Genomic DNA, 18,111 nt, shown 5'->3' with positions numbered 1-18,111 from the left:
GAAGACCCTGTCTTCCGCGGAAACCCGCGGTTCAGAACCTGAATTTTCTCTTCTTTGAAAAAAAAGGGAAGAGTATTTCAGAACATTTCTTCGTGAGGTTTTCGTGAGCGGGGATTTTCTGCTCAGTGAGCGGTCCCTTCAGTCGGATCCAGATAGGGGCTGTTAGCGTCGAAAAAGATCCGGTTCGTGTCCAGTTCGGTAGCGATCACGTCCAGACTCGTTAGCGCGCCGATCAGCAGAAAACGGGTCCGCACGTCCGAAGCCTGCGCCTCGCAGTCGCGCAGGCACAGGATGGCCAGACGCGTGGCCCGCAGGGTGCGTCCGTAATGTCCGTGATACCGGCCCGTGAAGTGACTCATGCGCCCCAGAACGAGATCCAGCGCACGGTCGGCCCGGGGGCCCAGGGTGCCGTCATGGCGGATGATCTGCACACGCAGCAGATTCAGCATGACGCGCATCGCCGAGAGGATTCCCTTCAGATAGGCCTGAATGACCGGATCCGGTGTGCTGCCGGAATTCGCCATGAGTCGCACGAAACGGTCAACGTTGCGTGCAACGATGCTGTCCACTGTCTCCGAGGCCTTGCCCGTGGCGATGCGGTGAAGGTCGCGCAGGATCTGTGACCGCATGGTCCAGCGCTGATGGGCGGGATCATAGGGCAGGAAGACGCGGTACATCCATGTCGTGTAGGTCAGGCCCAGGATCAGGGGGAGTGCCGTATTGAAAAAGGTGATCTCGTTCGTGCGCCCCTGATTGGCAGGACCGATCAGGATGGGAAGAAACAGATTATAAGATACGGCAGGCAGTGTCAGCGGCGGATACGCAAAGGCGAACCCTCCCAGAAGCATGGCCAGCCCCGTCCACATTCCGAGCATCTCGAACGTCGTCGGTTTGGCCAGAAGCGCCAGATCGAGAATTCCGGCCGCGACCACGGCGCAGTATGCCCCGTGCAGGAAGGCCTGCGTCGCAAGGGCAGGCCGTTCAAGTGTCGAGAACAGGCTGCATGCGATGGACACGAACATGATGAAGGTCAGGCCCTGAGGCCAAGCCGTACAGATCCAGATCAGTCCCGCCCCGAAAACGGTGACGGAGGAGCGCAGGCTGTTGGTAATGGCCTGCTGCCAGTCCCGGTAGGACCGGATGGGGTCATGGAAATGGTCATGGGGCTGCGGATGGCGGCTGGCTTCGAACTGCTGAAGCGCCATCCGCAGCGCGTCGATCAGTTCGATAAGGGCCTGCTGTAGCATGCCATGTCGCAGAACCGCGCCACGGGCGTCATTGTTCGGCAGATCGGTTCCGAAATCCCCAACCATGCGTTTGCGACAGTCCTGACGCAGTTCGCGCAGGCCCGCTAGAATGGAATCCATGCTCTCCGAGCTTTCCAGCCGCGCAGGCAGGCCGATAAAAATATTCCGGATTCTGTCCGCTTCTACCCGGAAATCATCGTCCTGACTGAGAGGCAGGCGCATGAGCGTTGCGAGATCGAGGGCGCGGGCGAGCAGGACAGCGATATCCCCGAGCGCAGCGCGCGCGTGATCCCCCGCATGATCCCGCCGTCCCAGTTCCACTTCAGCGAATTCCACCTGGTCCCCGAGGGTCGTGATCTGGGTGAAAATCGTCTGTACATTGGCGAGAGCGTTTTCTTCTCCCGTCAGGATGCCGCCAATCGCCGTCAGGGCGGGTTTGAGCGTGCCTTCGAAAGTCGTGGCGAGCTGCTGGCGCGTCCGGTTGGTCAGACCAAGCTGGAAAAGCCCGGAAATGGACGCTTCGAGAACAATTCCCAGAACGATATAGGTCGCGCGGGACGCGGCGATCTGGAAAATGTGGTTGGGGTCCGCGATGCCGTCGAGCGAGACGATGGCGTAGGTAAAACCAGAGGCCCGCATCCCGTGGATGCGGTAATTGGTCATGGAGGCCGGACCGGGCAGGAACGTGCCGATCATGCAGAATGTGCCGATCCCCACCGCCAGCATCAGGATGAACATGAGTGGCGCCTGCGGGAAAACGCCCACGAGCACGATTCCGCTGATGACGCCGACAACCATGCCGAACAGATGCCATTTCGCCTTGGCGAGACTCCGCCCGCGGGTTCCCTGTGCGACCATCCAGACGGTCAGGGCGGCCCATTGCGGACTGCCCAGCTCCATCCAGAGTGCAATGCCGAGAGCAAGAAGAGAGGTGCAGGTCGTCCGGAGAGCATACCCGGCCATGACCGGGTCCGGAGCGTAAAGCCAGCGCAGCTTGCGGATAAGTGCGTCAGGCCATGTTAGTGTCATGCCGCGCATGAACCACACGCTGATTGCGGGGCGTCAGCAGGCATAGGGAATCTCCCGGAAGCAGGCAATTGGACCATCCGGCCATCTCGCAGCAGCAGCAAAGGTCGATGAAACGCCCTTTCAGGAACGGGAAGGCGTGACACATTAACTTAAAAAGGCATATTTAACCAAGTCAGCCCTTGCAAAAATGCCTTAGTTAAGCAATTTCGTGCTGCACCCGCGCGCCTGTAGCTCAATTGGTTAGAGCCGGCCGCTCATAACGGCTTGGTTGGGGGTTCGAGTCCCTCCGGGCGCACGGTGCTTTATCTTTCGCGCGCTGACAGATGTCGCGTTCCTCCCATGCCCACCCCAGTTTCAGGAGACCTGCCATGGCCGCCTACCAGTATGTCTATGTCATGAAGGATCTCACCAAGGCCTATCCGGGTGGACGTGAGGTCTTCAAGGGCATTACCCTTTCTTTCCTGCCCGGCAGCAAGATCGGTGTTCTCGGCGTCAACGGCGCCGGTAAGTCCACCCTGCTCAAGATCATGGCCGGGATCGAGAAAGAATATGGCGGCGAAGCCTGGGCGGCCGATGGCGTCAGGGTCGGTTATCTGGAGCAGGAGCCGAAGCTCGACGAGAACCTGACAGTCGGCGAGAATGTCGCGCAGGGTTTCGGTGAGCTCAAGCAGGCCGTTGACCGCTTCAACGAGATTTCCATGAAATTCGCCGAGCCGATGACGGACGAGGAGATGAACGCTCTCCTCGCCGAGCAGGCCGAGCTTCAGGAAAAGATCGATGCCGGTGACGGCTGGGAACTGGACCGCAAGCTCGAAATCGCTCTCGACGCCCTGCGCTGCCCCCCGGCAGACAGCTCCGTCAAAAATCTTTCCGGTGGTGAAAAGCGCCGCGTGGCCCTGTGTCGCCTGCTGCTTGAAAAGCCTGACCTGCTGCTGCTCGACGAACCGACCAACCATCTCGACGCCGAGAGCGTGGCCTGGCTGGAAAAGACGCTGCGGGATTATCAGGGCACGGTCATTGTCATTACCCATGACCGTTACTTCCTCGATAACGTCACGAACTGGATTCTCGAGCTCGAACGTGGCCGCGGCTATCCGTTTGAAGGCAACTATTCCTCCTGGCTGGCGCAGAAGCGTAAGCGTCTGGCGCAGGAAGAGAAGGAAGAAAGTGCCCGCCAGCGCGCCCTGGCTGCCGAGCAGGAGTGGATCAGCAGTTCTCCGAAAGCCCGTCAGGCCAAGAGCAAGGCCCGTATCACCAAGTACGAGGAAATGCTGGCCGCCAATGCCGAGAAGGCAGGTGGCACGGCGGATATCGTCATCACGCCCGGCCCGCGTCTTGGCGGGACGGTCATCGAGGCCGACGAGCTGTGCAAGGGCTTTGGCGATCACCTCCTGATTGACCACCTGAACTTCAAGCTGCCGCCGGGCGGCATCGTTGGCGTGATCGGCCCGAACGGTGCGGGTAAATCCACGCTGTTCAAGATGATCACAGGGCAGGAAAAGCCGGATGGCGGATCACTGAAAATCGGTGAGACCGTAAAGCTCGGTTATGTGGATCAGTCCCGTGACTCGCTGGATGACAACAAGACCGTCTGGGAAGAAATTTCCGGCGGGACGGATGTGATCCAGCTCGGCAAGCGCACTGTTCCGTCCCGGGCTTATGTCGGTGCCTTCAACTTCAAGGGTGCAGATCAGCAGAAGCGCGTGGGCGTCCTCTCCGGTGGTGAGCGCAACCGGGTTCACCTGGCCAAGATGCTCAAGCAGGACAGCAACGTCATTCTCCTCGACGAACCGACCAACGATCTTGACGTCGATACGCTGCGCGCTCTTGAAGATGCCTTGGCTGATTTCGCCGGGTGTGCGGTGGTCATCTCCCATGACCGCTGGTTCCTTGACCGTCTCGCCACGCATATCCTCGCCTTCGAAGGCGACAGTCATGTCGAATGGTTCGAAGGAAACTTCCAAGCCTACGAGGAAGACAAGCGCCGCCGTCTGGGCCCGGATGCCACGGAGCCGAGCCGCATCAAGTACCGCCCTCTGGCCCGCTGAGGGTTTAGGGGCTACCCTTTTTTTTCATCGGCACCGGGGCAGGTCAGTCTGTCCCGTTTTTTTTTGATCTTCTGAGGAGGTGCGCGGTTGCTGGGGCGCGAAATCCGCACGGCACGTCTTGTCCTGACACCTGTCAACTGGCCGGATCTGGAAGCCATGGCCACATTGAAAGCGGATGCCGGTGCGTTTGGCCGGATGCTGGGTGGTATCCGCAGCCGCCTTGAAACCGAATCAGAAATGGCGGCGGATGTTGCGCTCTGGGCGCGGCGCGGCGTGGGGATCTTCACGATCCGGGAGCAGGGACGCTTCGTCGGGATAACGGGCGTTCACGAGCGTCCGGATGGTCGTGGGCTGGGATTGAGGTTTTCGATTTTTCCATGGGCGGCCGGGCGTGGCATCGCCCGTGAGGCCGCATCCGCTGCGCTACGTTTCGTGCTGGATTCAGGAGAAAAGCGCGTCATCGCCGTGGCGCGGGAGGATAACCTGGCATCCCGCATGGTGCTGGGCAGTATCGGTATGCGGCATGTCGAGACCTTCCTGCGGGATGGAGACACGATGATGCTTTACGAAAGCTTGGCGGACAGCTGACGGACCAGTTCGGACGTCCCACTTCTGAAAGGAGATGGGACAGCCATTTTCAGGTGCCTGCGGGCCTGAAGAACCGGGGCGGGCTGGGGTTAAAAAGTGCTCCCAGCCCGCCGGGGGGCGTGGTTAGTGCTGGACCTGACCGTGATGGCTGAGCTGATGCTCCAGCGCCACGTTCAGGGCATTCACGTCCCCGCCATGATGGGCGAGATAGGAGCTGTAATCGCCGCGCTGACTCAGGCGCAGGCTGGCTCCTTCACCGTACATGTCCACCACTTTCGACGGATTACCACCGATGACGAGCTGCATGTTCACTTCCTGCTGGCCCGGACGGTCAATCAGGGCAGTCACACGCTCGCCGTCGGGGGTGGGCGTGCTGCCCGTCACGCGGAAACTGACGCCCTGATAATTGCCGATCTGATCCGTCACCGTGTTGAGCAGGACTTGATCGAACAGGGAAAGGTACTTGTTTTTCTGCTCTTCGGTTGCACTGCGCCAGTACTTGCCGAGGCAGTAACGGCCGATGCCGGCGATGTCCACGTTCTGCTGAAGCAGCGGAAGGACCTCGCGCCGTTTTTCCTCAAGCGGTTTGCTGGAATTGATGATGGTCGCCAGCTTGGTGCCGAAGCTGTTCACGAAATCGGTTGCCGTGTTGGCATGGGCCACACCCGTTCCGGCCATGAGGGCCGCGGCGAAAACACCCAGTATGGTGCGGCGTGAAAAGACGTTGAACATGCAGTTTTCCTCAGTTGTACCAAGCTGGTGTGGTGGCACGGTGATCGGCCTTGATGGCGTCGATCTGGCTCTGACGGTTCTGCTGCCAGGCGCTACGGATGTAGGAATAGGGGTCGAGACTGTCCTGCTCCACATGGTCGATCTGGTCGATGCTGTTAGCGTATCCCTCCAGCGTTCCGGCGACGTTATAGGCCCAGTTGAATGTCAGCAGGTCATAACCACGCGGAACGTAGTTGATCGGTGTCAGACCCTGACTGATGGCATAGCCTGCACCATCGCGGAAATTGGTTGGTCCGACGAACGGAACGAAGAGATAAGGCCCGCTCGCAACACCCCAGCTTCCTAATGTCAGGCCCGGGTCGTTGTCATGTTCCTTGTAGCCCACCATGCTTGCTACGTCGATGAAGCCGGCAACGCCCGCGCTCATGTTGATGGCAAAGCGCATGAACGAGTCTCCCGCCATGCGCGACTTGCCCGCACCAACATCGGAGAAGAAGACCGACGGCTCACGCCAGGTTTCATTCACATTCGCGATCGAATGACGGACGGGCTTGGGGATGGCCCAGATCCAGGCTTTCCCGATCGGACGCAGCGCCTTGTGATAGGCCCACATCTGCACATTGTACATCTTGCGGTTCAGTGGCTCGTAGGGGTCATTGGCCGCCTTGTAGTCCGCCAGATCATCAGGATCCTTTGGAGGAGGGTTACGCAGTGAGCCGCAGGCACCAAGCGTCAGAAGCGCCAGAACGCCCGCAAGCGTCCTGCTCCGTCGCGAATATCCAAGCCTGTTACCGTTCGTATCCTGCCGAGAGTCCATAACCATCCCCAAAACACCCATCCTGGCTGCACCTCACGAAGACTTCATCCGGAAACGGTCATTTTCAGAATCCGTTCCCGTCGAAACCTCAGCCAGGGCCCCGCTCCACGAGCCATCCGTCGCGGAAAACTGCGGCAGGTAATAGTCATACCGCATCCCGTCGGAACTCGCATCCCTGTATGTTCGCAAATACTGCCTGCGTGAAGTCACATAAAACTTTAACGATACAGCAGCTTGCGGGTCGTTCTGACTGCTTTGACGATCGAAGGAATTTCGGAGCAGTGTGACTTCAACTCAACAGTTGGAGGTCCTGTCGTGATCATGTTTTCCCCGCGTAAAAGCCGATTTCTGGCCACCGTTGCTGCGGCTGCGCTGTCTCTTGGTGCAGCTCAGGCACACCCGTCCGTCAACACCCATCCCTGGGGCAAGACCCCTGATGGCAAGTCTGTAAAGATCGTGACGCTTCAGAGTGGAAACGGTGTCACTGTCCGCGTCATCACCTATGGCGGCGTCATCCAGTCCGTTGAAACTCCGGACCGTAACGGACATCCCCAGGATATCGTACTCGGCTTCAGCAACCTGAACGGTTACACGGTGGATAGCGCCAAAGGCGGACTGTTCTTCGGTGCCATCATCGGCCGGTATGCGAACCGTCTGGCAGGCGGATCTTTCCCGGTGGAGGGCAGGACGTATCATACAGACATTACGGCTCCGCCCAATGCGTTGCATGGTGGCAAAAAGGGTTTCGACAAGAATGTCTGGACGATCGAGAAGACAGGTCGGAACGCCTCTGGCGCCTATCTGACGCTGAAACTCGTCAGCCCGGATGGTGACCAGGGTTTCCCCGGCAAACTGACGACGCATGTGACCTACACGCTCAGCCCGGATAACGCCTTGTCTCTGCATTATGTCGCCACGACCGATGCGCCGACGGTTCTGAACCTGACGAATCACAGCTACTGGAACCTGAATGGGGAAGGCTCGGGCTCGATCGAGCCCGAAGTTCTTCAGCTGAATGCTGATACCTTTACCCCGACGAACAGCACCTCACTTCCGACCGGACAGATTGCGTCCGTCGCCGGGACACCATTGGATTTCAGCAAGCCGACAGCCATCGGCGAGCGTCTGCGCAGCAACGATCCGCAGATGATGTATGCGCGTGGTTATGACATGAACTGGATCGTCAATGGCGCTTATGGTCAGGCGCCGCGCCTTGCTGGCAAGATCTATGATCCCCGTTCGGGCCGGAGCATGGAAATCCTGACGAACCAGCCAGGTCTTCAGGTCTATACGTCCAATTCCCTGGATGGCGGCTATGCGGGTATTTCCGGTCATGCCTATCGCCAGACCGATGCCATCGCCTTCGAGGCCGAGCACTATCCTGACAGCCCGAACCACCCGTCTTTCCCGACGACGGAGCTGAAGCCGGGCCAGACCTTCGATTACACGACGACGTTCCGGTTCTCTAACCAGTAAGAGGCCGGAGACTGCATACAAAAAAGGGGGATGGCTTCTGGGCCATCCCCCTTTTTGCTGGAGTGATCCGTCTGGAGAAGGATCAGAAGTTCACACCTGCCTGCAGGAAGACATAGCGGCCAGTGTAGAGATCGCCATAAAGACCGGCGGCGCTGTTTTCAGTCGCATCGGCCACGAAGGGCGGCTTCTTGTCGAGCAGGTTGTTGACACCACCCTGGAAGTTCCAGTCCTTCCAGCGATACGTCACGGTGATATCGTGCGAGAAGATGCCAGGCGTCTTGGTACGGCCATAGCCGTTCGCACGGGTCAGGTCAGACGTGCCGTCGTTCCAGCGCATACCGCCCGTGTACTGCATCATGTAAGTGATGCCGATGGCGCCATGCTGCCAGGTTGCGCTGGCATAGTCACGCACCCGCGGGTTGCCGGAGCCGTTCTGATAGAACATACGGCCGGCGTAGTTGTACCACTTTCCGCCAACCTCGTTCTGCTGGAGATAGCTGACAAGCTGCTGGAAGTTATTGCTGAGGCTCAGCACGTCCTGACGGGACACACGGATGTGGTAGTCAAGGTCGAAGTCGATACCGCTCGTCTTCAGGCCACCGATATTGTCATAGGTGGCATTGACGGCGTTGAGCTGGCCCGAGCTCAGACGGGTGATGTCACCACAGTAATTCGTGTTCGAACCCGTATAGCACTGATCCATGATGTACTGGCTGCTCAGGTACGAGATCATGTTCTTGAGCGTGTAGTGCCAGTATTCCACGGACGCCGTCAGACCCGGAATCCAGCGCGGCGTGATGATTGTACCAACCGTATAGGTCTTGCCGGTTTCAGGGCGAAGAGCCTTGTTGCCACCATACAGCGTCGGCGCCTGACCAGCAAATGCCGAGGAGAACGTTTTGGTGTTGATGCCCTGCTTGGCGCAGTTGGCTGCGACAAGCGGGGAAGCCGCACCATAGGTGGCGGCCTGCACGGAGTCACAGGGATCGGTCGCCGAAGCGTAACCCAGCGACTGTCCGCCATACAGTTCGTAGACGTTCGGCTGACGGTAGGACGTTCCCAGCGTTGCACGGAAACGGATATCACGGATCGGCGCCCAGTTGATGGAGGCCTTCCAGTTCTTCGTACCGCCGAAGGTGTTGTAAGCGGAATAACGGCCCTGCGCATCGATCGTCAGATCCTTGGCGAGGAACGCGTTTTTCAGCAGCTTGATCTGACCTTCCAGATAGCCTTCCGTCACGTTGAAGCCACCGCCCGTGTAGGATGCGGAGTTCGTCAGCGTCTGACCGGCAGCCACCAGCGGATCAGGGGAGTAGGACAGCTGCTCACCGCGGTGTTCCATACCCAGCGCGATACCCAGATCACCACCATTGTTCCACGGCATGTGCGCGACATGGTTGTTGTTGATACGGACGTTCAGGTCACGCATCTGATAGTAGTAGTGATCGTGTGACGTATAGTTGGAATATGCTGCCGACTGGGGAGACATCTTGCCGAACGGATCAGCAGCAACGCAACCAGGGGAAGACGAGCAGAGCGTCGGGCTGTAGGTCAGAAGACTGTTGGGGTCACCCGGTGTGGTCGGGGTCAGACCATAGGAGTTCAGCAGCTTGGTGTAGTTGCCGACGCCTGACGTCTGATCCATGTCCTGGTTCCAGGCATAGGTGTAGGAAACGTCATATTTCCAGCCATGGGTGATATCACCCTTGATGCCGCCAATACCGGTATAGGTGTCAGAGGCGTTTTCGGTGCGGCGGTTCCCCCACTCACCCATACGCCGATACATCTGCACTTCTTCACCAAGCGAGTTGTAGGGCGCATTAGCCGGAATTTCGATCGCACTCGGCATCGTCGAAGGATAGATGCTGCCCATGGCGGGCATCGGCGCCATATAGGCGCTGGAGTTACGATGGCTGTAGTTGAAGTTGGCGTAGGGCGTGAAATGGTCATTGATGTCGTAATGGGCATCGAATGACAGGGTCGCATCCTGCAGGGAGTTCGTCAGCTGCTGGTCCTGGCCGTAGTTGTAACGGTCAGCGTTGGAATAGTTGTGCAGGTTATTGGAGTTCGTCAGGTTGCCGACAAGGCTGCTGCCATCGTCCTTGAAGTAGCGGCCGGCCGTCGGAATGGACGAGCCGAATGTTACGTCTGACGCGCTGAGCGGATCGTTGGACTGAACCGGATTGGCCCAGGCCCGGTTGCGCTGCATGATACCGGACTGCGTCATGTAGGAACCGGCAACCGTGACGTTGCCCTTGCCATGATCGAAGTTCCAGCCCTTGTAACCGGAGATCATGCCCGTCTGGCCATCGCCGCGGTCGGTGATGCCACCACGGATGGTGATGTTGGCGTCGTTCAGGTTGTGCTTGAGCTTGATGTTGATAACGCCGGAGACCGCATCCGCACCATAAAGCTCGGAACCACCATCCTTCAGGATTTCAACGCTCGCCACCTGGTGAACGTTGATGGTGTTCATGTCAAAGCAGCTGCTCTCGCCATTGATGGCGGCGCGCTTGCCGTCAATCAGGACCAGAACGCGGTTGGTGCCGAGATTCCGGAGGTCTGTACAGGCCGTGCCGCCGGTACCGTTGGTCTGGCTGTTGGTCTGGCTGCTGGAACCCACGGACGGCAGACGCTGCAGGAAGTCACTCAGCGTCGTGGCGCCAGTCTGCTCGATCTGCTTGTTGGTCACGATCTGGACCGGGTTCGCATTGGTATTGTTAGACGTGCTCAGGGCCGAACCCGTCACGACGACCGTTTCGGCGCGTCCCGTGTCGATGGAGCGCAGGGCCGAACCGGACGTGTGCCGCACAGGCTGGGCAGCTCTGTAGGTCGTGCCGGTGGTGGAAGCCGGAACCGCCGCGGCGGAAGTGGCCGTTGCTGCGGGCGTGGCCGCCGTTGTTGTCCGGTGCGTAGAGACGCGTTTTTTCTTGGCGCTGGTATGATGCGCGGTGCTGCCATCCTGCTGAGAGGTGGACTGTGCCTGCGCGGCGGCGTTCCACGCCAGTCCTGTCGCCAGGATCGAGGCGCAAAGAAACAGTTCCTTGCGTCGGGTAAGGATCATTTCGGGACTCGCGAAAAGTTAAAAACGGTTCATTCCCGAGCATGATGTTTTTGTGACGGATTTTTGTCTATCTGCAACGAACTTGTCAGGAACTGTAAGCGCTACAGTGTTGCATAAAAAGCATAAGTTGGACACACTATGATACAATAAGCGCGATTCAGGGTCTCTGAGTCAGGATGTCTTGCCCGACAAACAAGGAAAAAGACGTTTTTTCGCGCTGATGAAGCCCTGATTGTTGCCTATTCGCCCGCGACCTGACGCATATGTCCCACAGGCCGGGCGGGGTTTCCCACAACGGTGGTGTGGGGTGGAACATCTTCAAGAACGACCGTTGCCGCTCCGATCCGGGCATATTCTCCGATGACCAGTCGGCCCAGAACCTTGGCGCCCGCACCGATCATGACGCCCCGCCGGACAATCGGATGCCGGTTCCCTGTCAGTTTCCCTGTGCCACCAAGGGTTACACTCTGGAAAAGAGAGACATCGTCTTCAATGATGCATGTTTCACCGATGACGATGCCTGTCCCGTGATCGATGGTCAGGCGCTGCCCGATCCGTGCGGCCGGATGGATGTCGATGGCGAAAAGTTCGTTGACCCGGCTCTGGAAATGGTGCGCCAGATGACGACGATCCTGCCGCCAGAGGTCATGGGCGATACGATAGGCCTGCAGGGCCTGCCATCCCTTGAAGAACAGGAACGGGGTAACGAGGTCGGGACAGGCCGGGTCACGCTCGCGGGTGGCAAGAATGTCAGCCGCTGCAGCCACGGCGATTTCCGGACTGGCTGCCAGAATGTTCGCGACAAGTCGGGTGATGGCCGTGGCAGAGATCGAACGGTCCGCCAGTTTCGTGCCCAGCAGGGAGGCGAGAGCGGACTGGAAATCCGCATGATCGCCAATATTCGTAGCGAAGACATCCTGAATGAGCGGATCATGGCAGCTGCATGCCTGGGATTGCATCTCCCTCCACAGGAGGGGCAGATCAGGCATCTTGATCATACGCCCATTGCTCGCTTGACGAAGGCGCGGCGCAGGCCCGGCAGGCGGTTAACCCCGGCGATACCCAGATCGCGGAGACGGCGCAGGACAGGGTTGTCATTGCCAAACAGACGCTCCAGCGCATCGGTCGCGACGAGCATGGCCATGTTCGCAGGGCGAGCGCGCCGCTGGTAGCGGAGCAGAAGCTCCCGGCTGCCCGGATCGGCATTGCGCTCATACGCCTCGATCAGCAGATCGGCCAGTTCGATCACGTCCCGGAATCCGATGTTCAGGCCCTGACCGGCGATCGGGTGGATGCCATGCGCCGCATCCCCCACCAGCGCAAGGCGTGGTGCGATATAGGTCTGGGCATACTGGGCCGAAAGCGGATAGATCCAGCGCCGCCCGACAGGCGTAATGGCGCCTAAATCCTCGTCACCCATGCGGGCCGCGATTTCGCGGGCGAAAATCTTGTGCGGCAACTCATAGAAGCGATGCGCCCGCCCGTTACCTTCCGCCCAGACAATGGCCGAACGGTGCGGATGATCCTCCGTTCCCGGCATGGGCAGCCGTGCGAATGGCCCTTCAGGCAGGAAATGCTCCAGCGCCACGCCATGATGGGGCTTTTCATGCGCGATGGTCGCAACAATTCCAAACTGGTTGTAGGGAATTTTCGTGAGTCCGATACCGGCCTGTTTGCGCAGCGGGGAGCGCCGGCCTTCCGCCGCGACCGCCAGTCGCGCCGTCACGGCCCGCCCGGAAGCGAGCCGGACAAGGACATGGTCGGGACGGAAGGAAAATGTGCCGAGATCCGGTGCGCGGACGTCTAGTGTCCGGTACTGTTCCAGGGTGCGATTGATGGCCAGACGAAGGTCACGCGCTTCCACCATCCAGCCGAAGCTCTGCCCTTCCGGAGCATCATCGTGATGAAAGTACAGCGAGAGCGGAGAAGGTGCTTCATGCGGGCGCCCGTCCGTAACGCGGATTTCACGGATCGGCTGGGCCACTCCGGGAAGATTGTCCCAGATCCCCGCAGCCTCCAGCATCCGCCGGGATCCTTCGGCAATGGCATAGGCCCGGCCGTCAAGGCTGGGGTCTTCCATGCCCGGCAACGCTGCATGGTCGATGAGCAGGACGCGCATTCCCTCTGCCGCCAGACGACAAGCCAGAGTCGCTCCCACAGGGCCAGCGCCATTGATGCAGAGATCGTAATGGGTTTTTCTCATCGTGCTCGTCTCCATAGGCCCCTTGTCCTACTCCTGTGACAGGATGAGCGGAAGGGGGCAGCGTTACACGGAAGGCGGGGCAGACGGGGCAGGCGGTATTTCCGACGGATAGCGCATAAGCTGGAACCTGATCAGTGCAATGACGGCATCCAGAAACCTCCGCCCGGGATTCTCGAGACAGAATCCCCGGAAAAAAGCCTGCTCGTCCATCAGTTTCTGACGATTTTCCGGCATGCTCAGAATACGTTTTTCCTGCTGGTACCAGACCTCGTCCAGCGCGGAAGAATATCCCGGATACCAGTGATGGAAGATCGCGGATTCCGCCGGATTGGCGGATGCGAGTGCTTGCGTGAAATCCCGGCAGGGGCACATTCCGATGCCATACCCGTAAGCTCACGAAACATCCGGCGGGGGCGGGTCATTCCGAACCCTGACTTCCCTTTTTTGTCCAGATCGTAGATCTCGCCGTTGTCACCGGTCACGGTGGAATTCAGTTCACGTGCGATACGAATCATTCTGGCCGTCAGGATATCTCACGACGATTTCTCCGTTACTTCCAGGCAGTGTTTGTTCTTCCACGCGGCTTTCAGGGTCAGGGTTGGCCTGTCAGTCAGCGTCGGTCGTTCCGTAACGGGTCACGTCGTTCTGTACGGAAAAACGAAGTTCCTCATCCCTGCTGATAACCTTGAATCATTCGTCGAGCGTGATGTGCCGGCCAGGATGTCCGGTCAGATACGGGACACAGGTAATGCGAAGGTCGTAACCCATGGGGAAGCTCCCAGTGCGGCAAGCGGCAGGATGCAGATCTCCGTATCCATGGAAACAGCACAGATAAAATGCCAGCCCTTCCGGAACACTCTGTCGGGTCACGTGTTGAGACATCAGATGATACAATTCGGGTCTGACAGACGTGCTTTTTTCCAGATGGCAGGCATGGCGGGCGCTGCGCTGCCATGTGCCGAACAGTTTTCCGATGCTGATGCTTCTGCTTCTTCTGGGCGGCTGCGGGCATGATGGCATCACCTTCCTGCACCCGGGCGGGCCGGTTGCAGAACATCAGCGGAACTGGCTGCTCTTCATTCTCGCGGCGCTCTCCGTGGTGGTGGTGCCGGTGTTCATCGGCGTTCCCTACTGCATGTGGCGCTATCGCCTGCGTCGTGATCCGGGAGATTATCGTCCGACATGGGAGTCGTCCCGTATTCTGGAATGGCTCGTCTGGGGAGTCCCGACGGTGGTTGTGGTTATTCTCTCCCTCCTGATCCTCGGACCGGAACGGCGATACAGCCCGGCTAATCCCGTCGGGACCGATGCCCCACTGGACATCCAGGTAATCGGTCTGAACTGGAAGTGGCTGTTCCTCTATCCGGACCAGCATGTCGCTAGCCTCGATACGCTGGCCCTGCCGCAGGGGCGGGAGATCCGGTTCCACCTCACCAGTGATGCCACCATGCAGTCCTTCTTCATTCCCGGTCTCGGCAGCCAGATCTATGCCATGGCCGGAATGGTGACGACCCTGCATCTGCGGGCAGACCGGACAGGGCAGTATCTCGGGGAGAACACGCAGTTCAACGGCATGGGCTTCCAGGGCGAAAAATTCCCGGCCCTCGTTCTGTCGCAGGCGGATTTCACGCACTGGATGAACGAGGCAGACCACAGCCTGCATATCCTTGATGACGCCGTTTACCGGCGCGTTCTCCAGCCCGATGGCGATGACCGGGACGTCGTGTCCACTCTCGCCCCCGACGATGCATCCGGAAATCCGCTGCAACCGCAGGGCCTTACATTCTCCCATGTGCCGGATGGCTTTTTCATGTCGGTCGTCAATCATTATCACCAGCCCCCACTTCCCGGACGGAGCCTTCCATGACGTCCCTTCTGCTGGGTAAACTCGGCTTTTCCGCTTTTCCGTTCTATAGCGCCATCGCAACCTTCGCCGCCTCCATGGTTGTGCTGGGGACCATCGGCGTTGCGGGTTTCATTACATGGCTCAGGGGCTGGAAGACGTTCTGGACCAACTGGCTAACCAGCGTGGACCATAAGCGCATCGGCATCATGTATGTGGTACTGTCCCTAGTGATGCTCCTGCGTGGCGCCATCGAGGCTATCCTGATGCGCGCGCAGCAGGCCGTGGCGTATCAGTCCGCAGGTTTCCTTCCTCCGGAACATTTCGCACAGCTTTTTACCACGCATGGCACGATCATGATCTTCTTCATGGGAATGCCGTTCCTGATCGGGCTCTACAATTTCGTCCTGCCGCTTCAGCTCGGGGCCCGGGATGTCTCCTATCCGGTCATGAACGCCGTCAGCCTGGCCTTCACGGCGGCTGGCGCGGTGCTGCTGATGGTTTCGCTGTGCATCGGTAAGTTCTCTACCGGCGGCTGGAGCGGTTATCCGCCCTACACGGAACTGACCTACAGCCCTGATGTGGGCGTCGATTACTGGATCTGGGCCGTCACGCTCAGTTCAATCGGCAACACCATGACCGGCATCAACTTTGCCGTCACGATCTACAAGAAACGTGCGCCCGGCATGTTGCTGTTCCGGATGCCGCTGTTCTGCTGGACGGGCCTGTGCATTTCCATTCTCATGATCTTCGCCATGCCGCCCCTGACGGTCGCCACCCTTATGCTGGCGCTCGACCGCTACATGGACATGCATTTCTTCACCAATACCGGTGGCGGGAACATGATGAACTACGTCAACATGTTCTGGCTGTTCGGGCATCCGGAAGTCTACATCCTCATCCTGCCCGCTTTCGGCGTCTATTCCGAAACGATTGCAACGTTCTCCTCCAAGACCCTCTACGGTTACACATCGCTCGTCTGGGCCTCCATGTGCATCGCCGTTCTGTCCTTCACCGTCTGGCTGCACCATTTCTTTACGATGGGGCAGAGTGGGAACGTCAACGCCGTCTTCGGCATCGCCACGCTGCTGATCGCCATCCCTACCGGCGTGAAGGTCTATGACTGGATCCTGACGATGTTCCGTGGCCAGGTGCGCCTGACGGTCCCGATGCTCTACGCTTGCGCTTTCATGATCCTGTTCACCATCGGGGGCAGTACGGGCGTCATGCTGGCCAATCCCGGCTTCGATTACCAGGCGCACAACACGCTCTTCCTTGTGGCGCATTTCCACAACATGCTGATCCCCGGCCTGCTGTTTGGCATGCTCGGCGGCTATCACTACTGGTTTCCCAAGGCGTTCGGCTTCCGCCTGCACGAAGGCTGGGGACGCGCGGCTTTCGGGTTCTGGGTTTCGGGCTTCGTGTTCGCGTTCATGCCGCTCTATGCGCTGGGCGTGCTCGGGATGCCCCGCCGCAGCCAGGAATATTTCGAGGGCGCCTACCTGCCTTATACAATCGTGGCCCTGTTCGGTGGCTTGCTGATCGGCGCCGCGCTCCTGAGCATGATGGTGCAGCTCTGGATCAGCATCCGTCACCGTGACGAACTGAATGTCTATGCCGGTGATCCATGGGATGGTCGCACGCTGGAATGGTCCATCTCCGCCCCACCGCCGGAATACAATTTCGCCATCCTGCCGCAGGTCCATTCCCGCGATGCATTTTTCGCGGCCAAGATGGACGGAACGGCCTGGCAGGCGCCCGAAACCTATCATCCCATCGAGATTCCCACCAACACGCCCCTTGGACCGATCTGCTGCATGTCCATGGCCGCGACGGGTTTCGCCCTGACCTGGCATATCTGGTGGCTGGCCCTTCTCGGTCTGATGGTTTTCGTCGCCGCCATCATCATCCGCAGCTTCAACAAACACACGACGCGCATCCTCAACGCGGAAGAGGTCAGCCGGATCGAGACGCGCTGGCTGAATGCCGTCCGTTCCACGCCATCCGTCACGGCGGATCAGGAACTGACCCTTCACAATCACGGTCTGGTCAGGGGACCCGCCGAATGAGCCAGTCTGCCAGCATGAGAGGCCCGAGCACCACCGGGCAGGATATCGAACGGCACGGTCGGGACCACACACCGCTCGGACAGCCCCATACCGAAACTCAGGCCCGGGAAGAAAGCGAGGAAGTCATGTTCGGCTTCTGGATCTTCCTGATGAGTGACCTCGTCATTTTCGCGATGGTTTTCGCGACCTATGGCGTCATGCGTGATGCACTCGCCGGTGGCCCTGGCCCGAAAGGCCTGTTCGACCTGAACAGTGCCGCCATTGAAACGGTCGTCCTCCTGTCCAGCAGCTTCACCTGCGGCATGTCGACCCTCAGCGCGAAATACGAGGAATCCGCAGGCAGGACAGTCGCGTGGCTGATCGTTACGCTGCTGCTGGGCTTTGTCTTCCTCGGTTTCGAGGTTCATGACTTCATGGACATGGTGTCAAAAGGCGGCGTGCCATCACGCAGCGGCTGGCTGTCCGCTCTCTTCACCCTGATCGGGACACACGGGCTGCACGTTACGGTCGGATGCCTGTGGGGCCTTGTCATGATCGTGCAGCTTTTTGTCTTCGGTCTCGATCAGGACGTCCAGACGCGCCTCATGCGTTTCGGCCTGTTCTGGCATTTCCTTGATATCATCTGGATCGGGATTTTTTCCGTCGTCTATCTGCTGGGACTGGCGCCATGACCCCTGAAAGCCGCAAACAGGAACGCATTGAACGCATGTCCTATATCAAGGGGCTGCTGTTCGCGCTGATCCTTTCCGCCCTGCCTTTCGGGCTCCTTGTGACGGGGGCTGCCAGTGGTCGCATGCTGGTCGGAGCCATCTTTCTGGCAGGGCTGATCCAGGTCGTCGTGCATTTCCGCTATTTCCTGCATATCGACCTCAGGCGCTCTCACCGCGATGACCTCCAGCTTATCCTGTTTTCGGTCCTGATTGTGTTTCTGATGGTTGGTGGTACCCTCTGGGTCATCGGAAACCAGCACGCGATGATGATGTAACGCGCCTCAG

14 protein-coding genes and 1 tRNA gene are annotated in these 18,111 nt (G+C 59.2%); 8 read left to right on the top strand and 7 right to left on the bottom strand.

The window, feature by feature from the left end; translation table 11 throughout:
- Positions 1–122: 122 nt before the first annotated feature.
- The gene (locus tag GMO_RS07695) at positions 123–2,276 is read right to left on the bottom strand and encodes an FUSC family protein (RefSeq protein ID WP_040508774.1); all 2,154 of its coding nucleotides are present in this window, start codon (positions 2,274–2,276) and stop codon (positions 123–125) included.
- A gap of 221 nt (positions 2,277–2,497) precedes the next feature.
- Between GMO_RS07695 and GMO_RS07690 the strand changes: the two genes are divergently transcribed.
- From GMO_RS07690 to GMO_RS07680, 3 genes are all read left to right on the top strand, one after another.
- Positions 2,498–2,571: transfer RNA gene (locus GMO_RS07690), tRNA-Ile, on the top strand.
- 73 nt (positions 2,572–2,644) lie between these two features.
- Positions 2,645–4,324, top strand: coding sequence for an energy-dependent translational throttle protein EttA (gene ettA / locus GMO_RS07685; protein WP_008851780.1), 1,680 nt, complete (start codon positions 2,645–2,647; stop codon positions 4,322–4,324).
- A gap of 87 nt (positions 4,325–4,411) precedes the next feature.
- Complete coding sequence (locus GMO_RS07680; protein WP_008851779.1) at positions 4,412–4,912, top strand: GNAT family N-acetyltransferase; 501 nt, start codon at positions 4,412–4,414, stop codon at positions 4,910–4,912.
- Positions 4,913–5,035: 123 nt separating this feature from the next.
- On the opposite strand, the gene GMO_RS07675 is transcribed toward GMO_RS07680, so the two are convergent.
- Positions 5,036–5,644 (bottom strand): MlaC/ttg2D family ABC transporter substrate-binding protein, encoded by a 609-nt coding sequence (locus GMO_RS07675; protein ID WP_008851778.1) that lies wholly within the window; start codon positions 5,642–5,644, stop codon positions 5,036–5,038.
- A gap of 10 nt (positions 5,645–5,654) precedes the next feature.
- The gene (locus GMO_RS07670) at positions 5,655–6,461 is read right to left on the bottom strand and encodes an MlaA family lipoprotein (RefSeq protein WP_040508772.1); all 807 of its coding nucleotides are present in this window, start codon (positions 6,459–6,461) and stop codon (positions 5,655–5,657) included.
- A 321-nt stretch (positions 6,462–6,782) separates the two neighbouring features.
- On the opposite strand from GMO_RS07670, the gene GMO_RS07665 reads away from it, so the two are divergent.
- Entirely contained in the window at positions 6,783–7,937 is a 1,155-nt protein-coding gene (locus GMO_RS07665) for an aldose epimerase family protein (RefSeq protein WP_040508770.1), read from the top strand.
- An 82-nt stretch (positions 7,938–8,019) separates the two neighbouring features.
- Here the strand turns inward: GMO_RS07665 and GMO_RS07660 are convergent, their stop codons facing one another.
- The 4 genes from GMO_RS07660 to GMO_RS07645 form a co-directional block, all read right to left on the bottom strand.
- The gene (locus GMO_RS07660; protein WP_008851774.1) at positions 8,020–11,001 is read right to left on the bottom strand and encodes a TonB-dependent receptor domain-containing protein; all 2,982 of its coding nucleotides are present in this window, start codon (positions 10,999–11,001) and stop codon (positions 8,020–8,022) included.
- A 239-nt stretch (positions 11,002–11,240) separates the two neighbouring features.
- Entirely contained in the window at positions 11,241–11,999 is a 759-nt protein-coding gene (gene cysE, locus GMO_RS07655) for a serine O-acetyltransferase (protein WP_008851773.1), read from the bottom strand.
- Entirely contained in the window at positions 11,996–13,204 is a 1,209-nt protein-coding gene (locus tag GMO_RS07650) for a UbiH/UbiF/VisC/COQ6 family ubiquinone biosynthesis hydroxylase (RefSeq protein ID WP_175282599.1), read from the bottom strand. The genes cysE and GMO_RS07650 overlap by 4 nt, the downstream gene beginning before the upstream one ends.
- A gap of 63 nt (positions 13,205–13,267) precedes the next feature.
- Positions 13,268–13,576, bottom strand: a complete 309-nt coding sequence (locus GMO_RS07645) for a hypothetical protein (protein WP_008851771.1) — start codon at positions 13,574–13,576, stop codon at positions 13,268–13,270.
- Positions 13,577–14,114: 538 nt separating this feature from the next.
- Here GMO_RS07645 and GMO_RS07635 point away from each other — a divergent pair.
- Genes GMO_RS07635 through GMO_RS07620 form a run of 4 tightly spaced genes read left to right on the top strand, consistent with a single transcriptional unit; the run spans position 14,115 to position 18,101 of the window.
- On the top strand, positions 14,115–15,071 hold the full coding sequence (locus GMO_RS07635) for a cytochrome-c oxidase subunit 2 (protein ID WP_008851769.1): 957 nt from the start codon (positions 14,115–14,117) through the stop codon (positions 15,069–15,071).
- Positions 15,068–17,116: a cbb3-type cytochrome c oxidase subunit I gene (locus tag GMO_RS07630; protein ID WP_008851768.1), complete on the top strand. Its 2,049-nt coding sequence runs from the start codon at positions 15,068–15,070 to the stop codon at positions 17,114–17,116. The genes GMO_RS07635 and GMO_RS07630 overlap by 4 nt, the downstream gene beginning before the upstream one ends.
- Entirely contained in the window at positions 17,113–17,787 is a 675-nt protein-coding gene (locus GMO_RS07625; protein WP_008851767.1) for a cytochrome (ubi)quinol oxidase subunit III, read from the top strand. The genes GMO_RS07630 and GMO_RS07625 overlap by 4 nt, the downstream gene beginning before the upstream one ends.
- Positions 17,784–18,101, top strand: coding sequence for a cytochrome o ubiquinol oxidase subunit IV (locus tag GMO_RS07620; protein ID WP_008851766.1), 318 nt, complete (start codon positions 17,784–17,786; stop codon positions 18,099–18,101). The genes GMO_RS07625 and GMO_RS07620 overlap by 4 nt, the downstream gene beginning before the upstream one ends.
- Positions 18,102–18,111 lie beyond the last annotated feature (10 nt).

This window comes from Gluconobacter morbifer G707, assembly GCF_000234355.1.
GTDB classification, from domain to species: domain Bacteria; phylum Pseudomonadota; class Alphaproteobacteria; order Acetobacterales; family Acetobacteraceae; genus Gluconobacter; species Gluconobacter morbifer.
The sequence above is the reverse complement of the archived record's forward strand: the minus strand, read 5'-3'. Positions and strand labels throughout refer to the sequence as shown.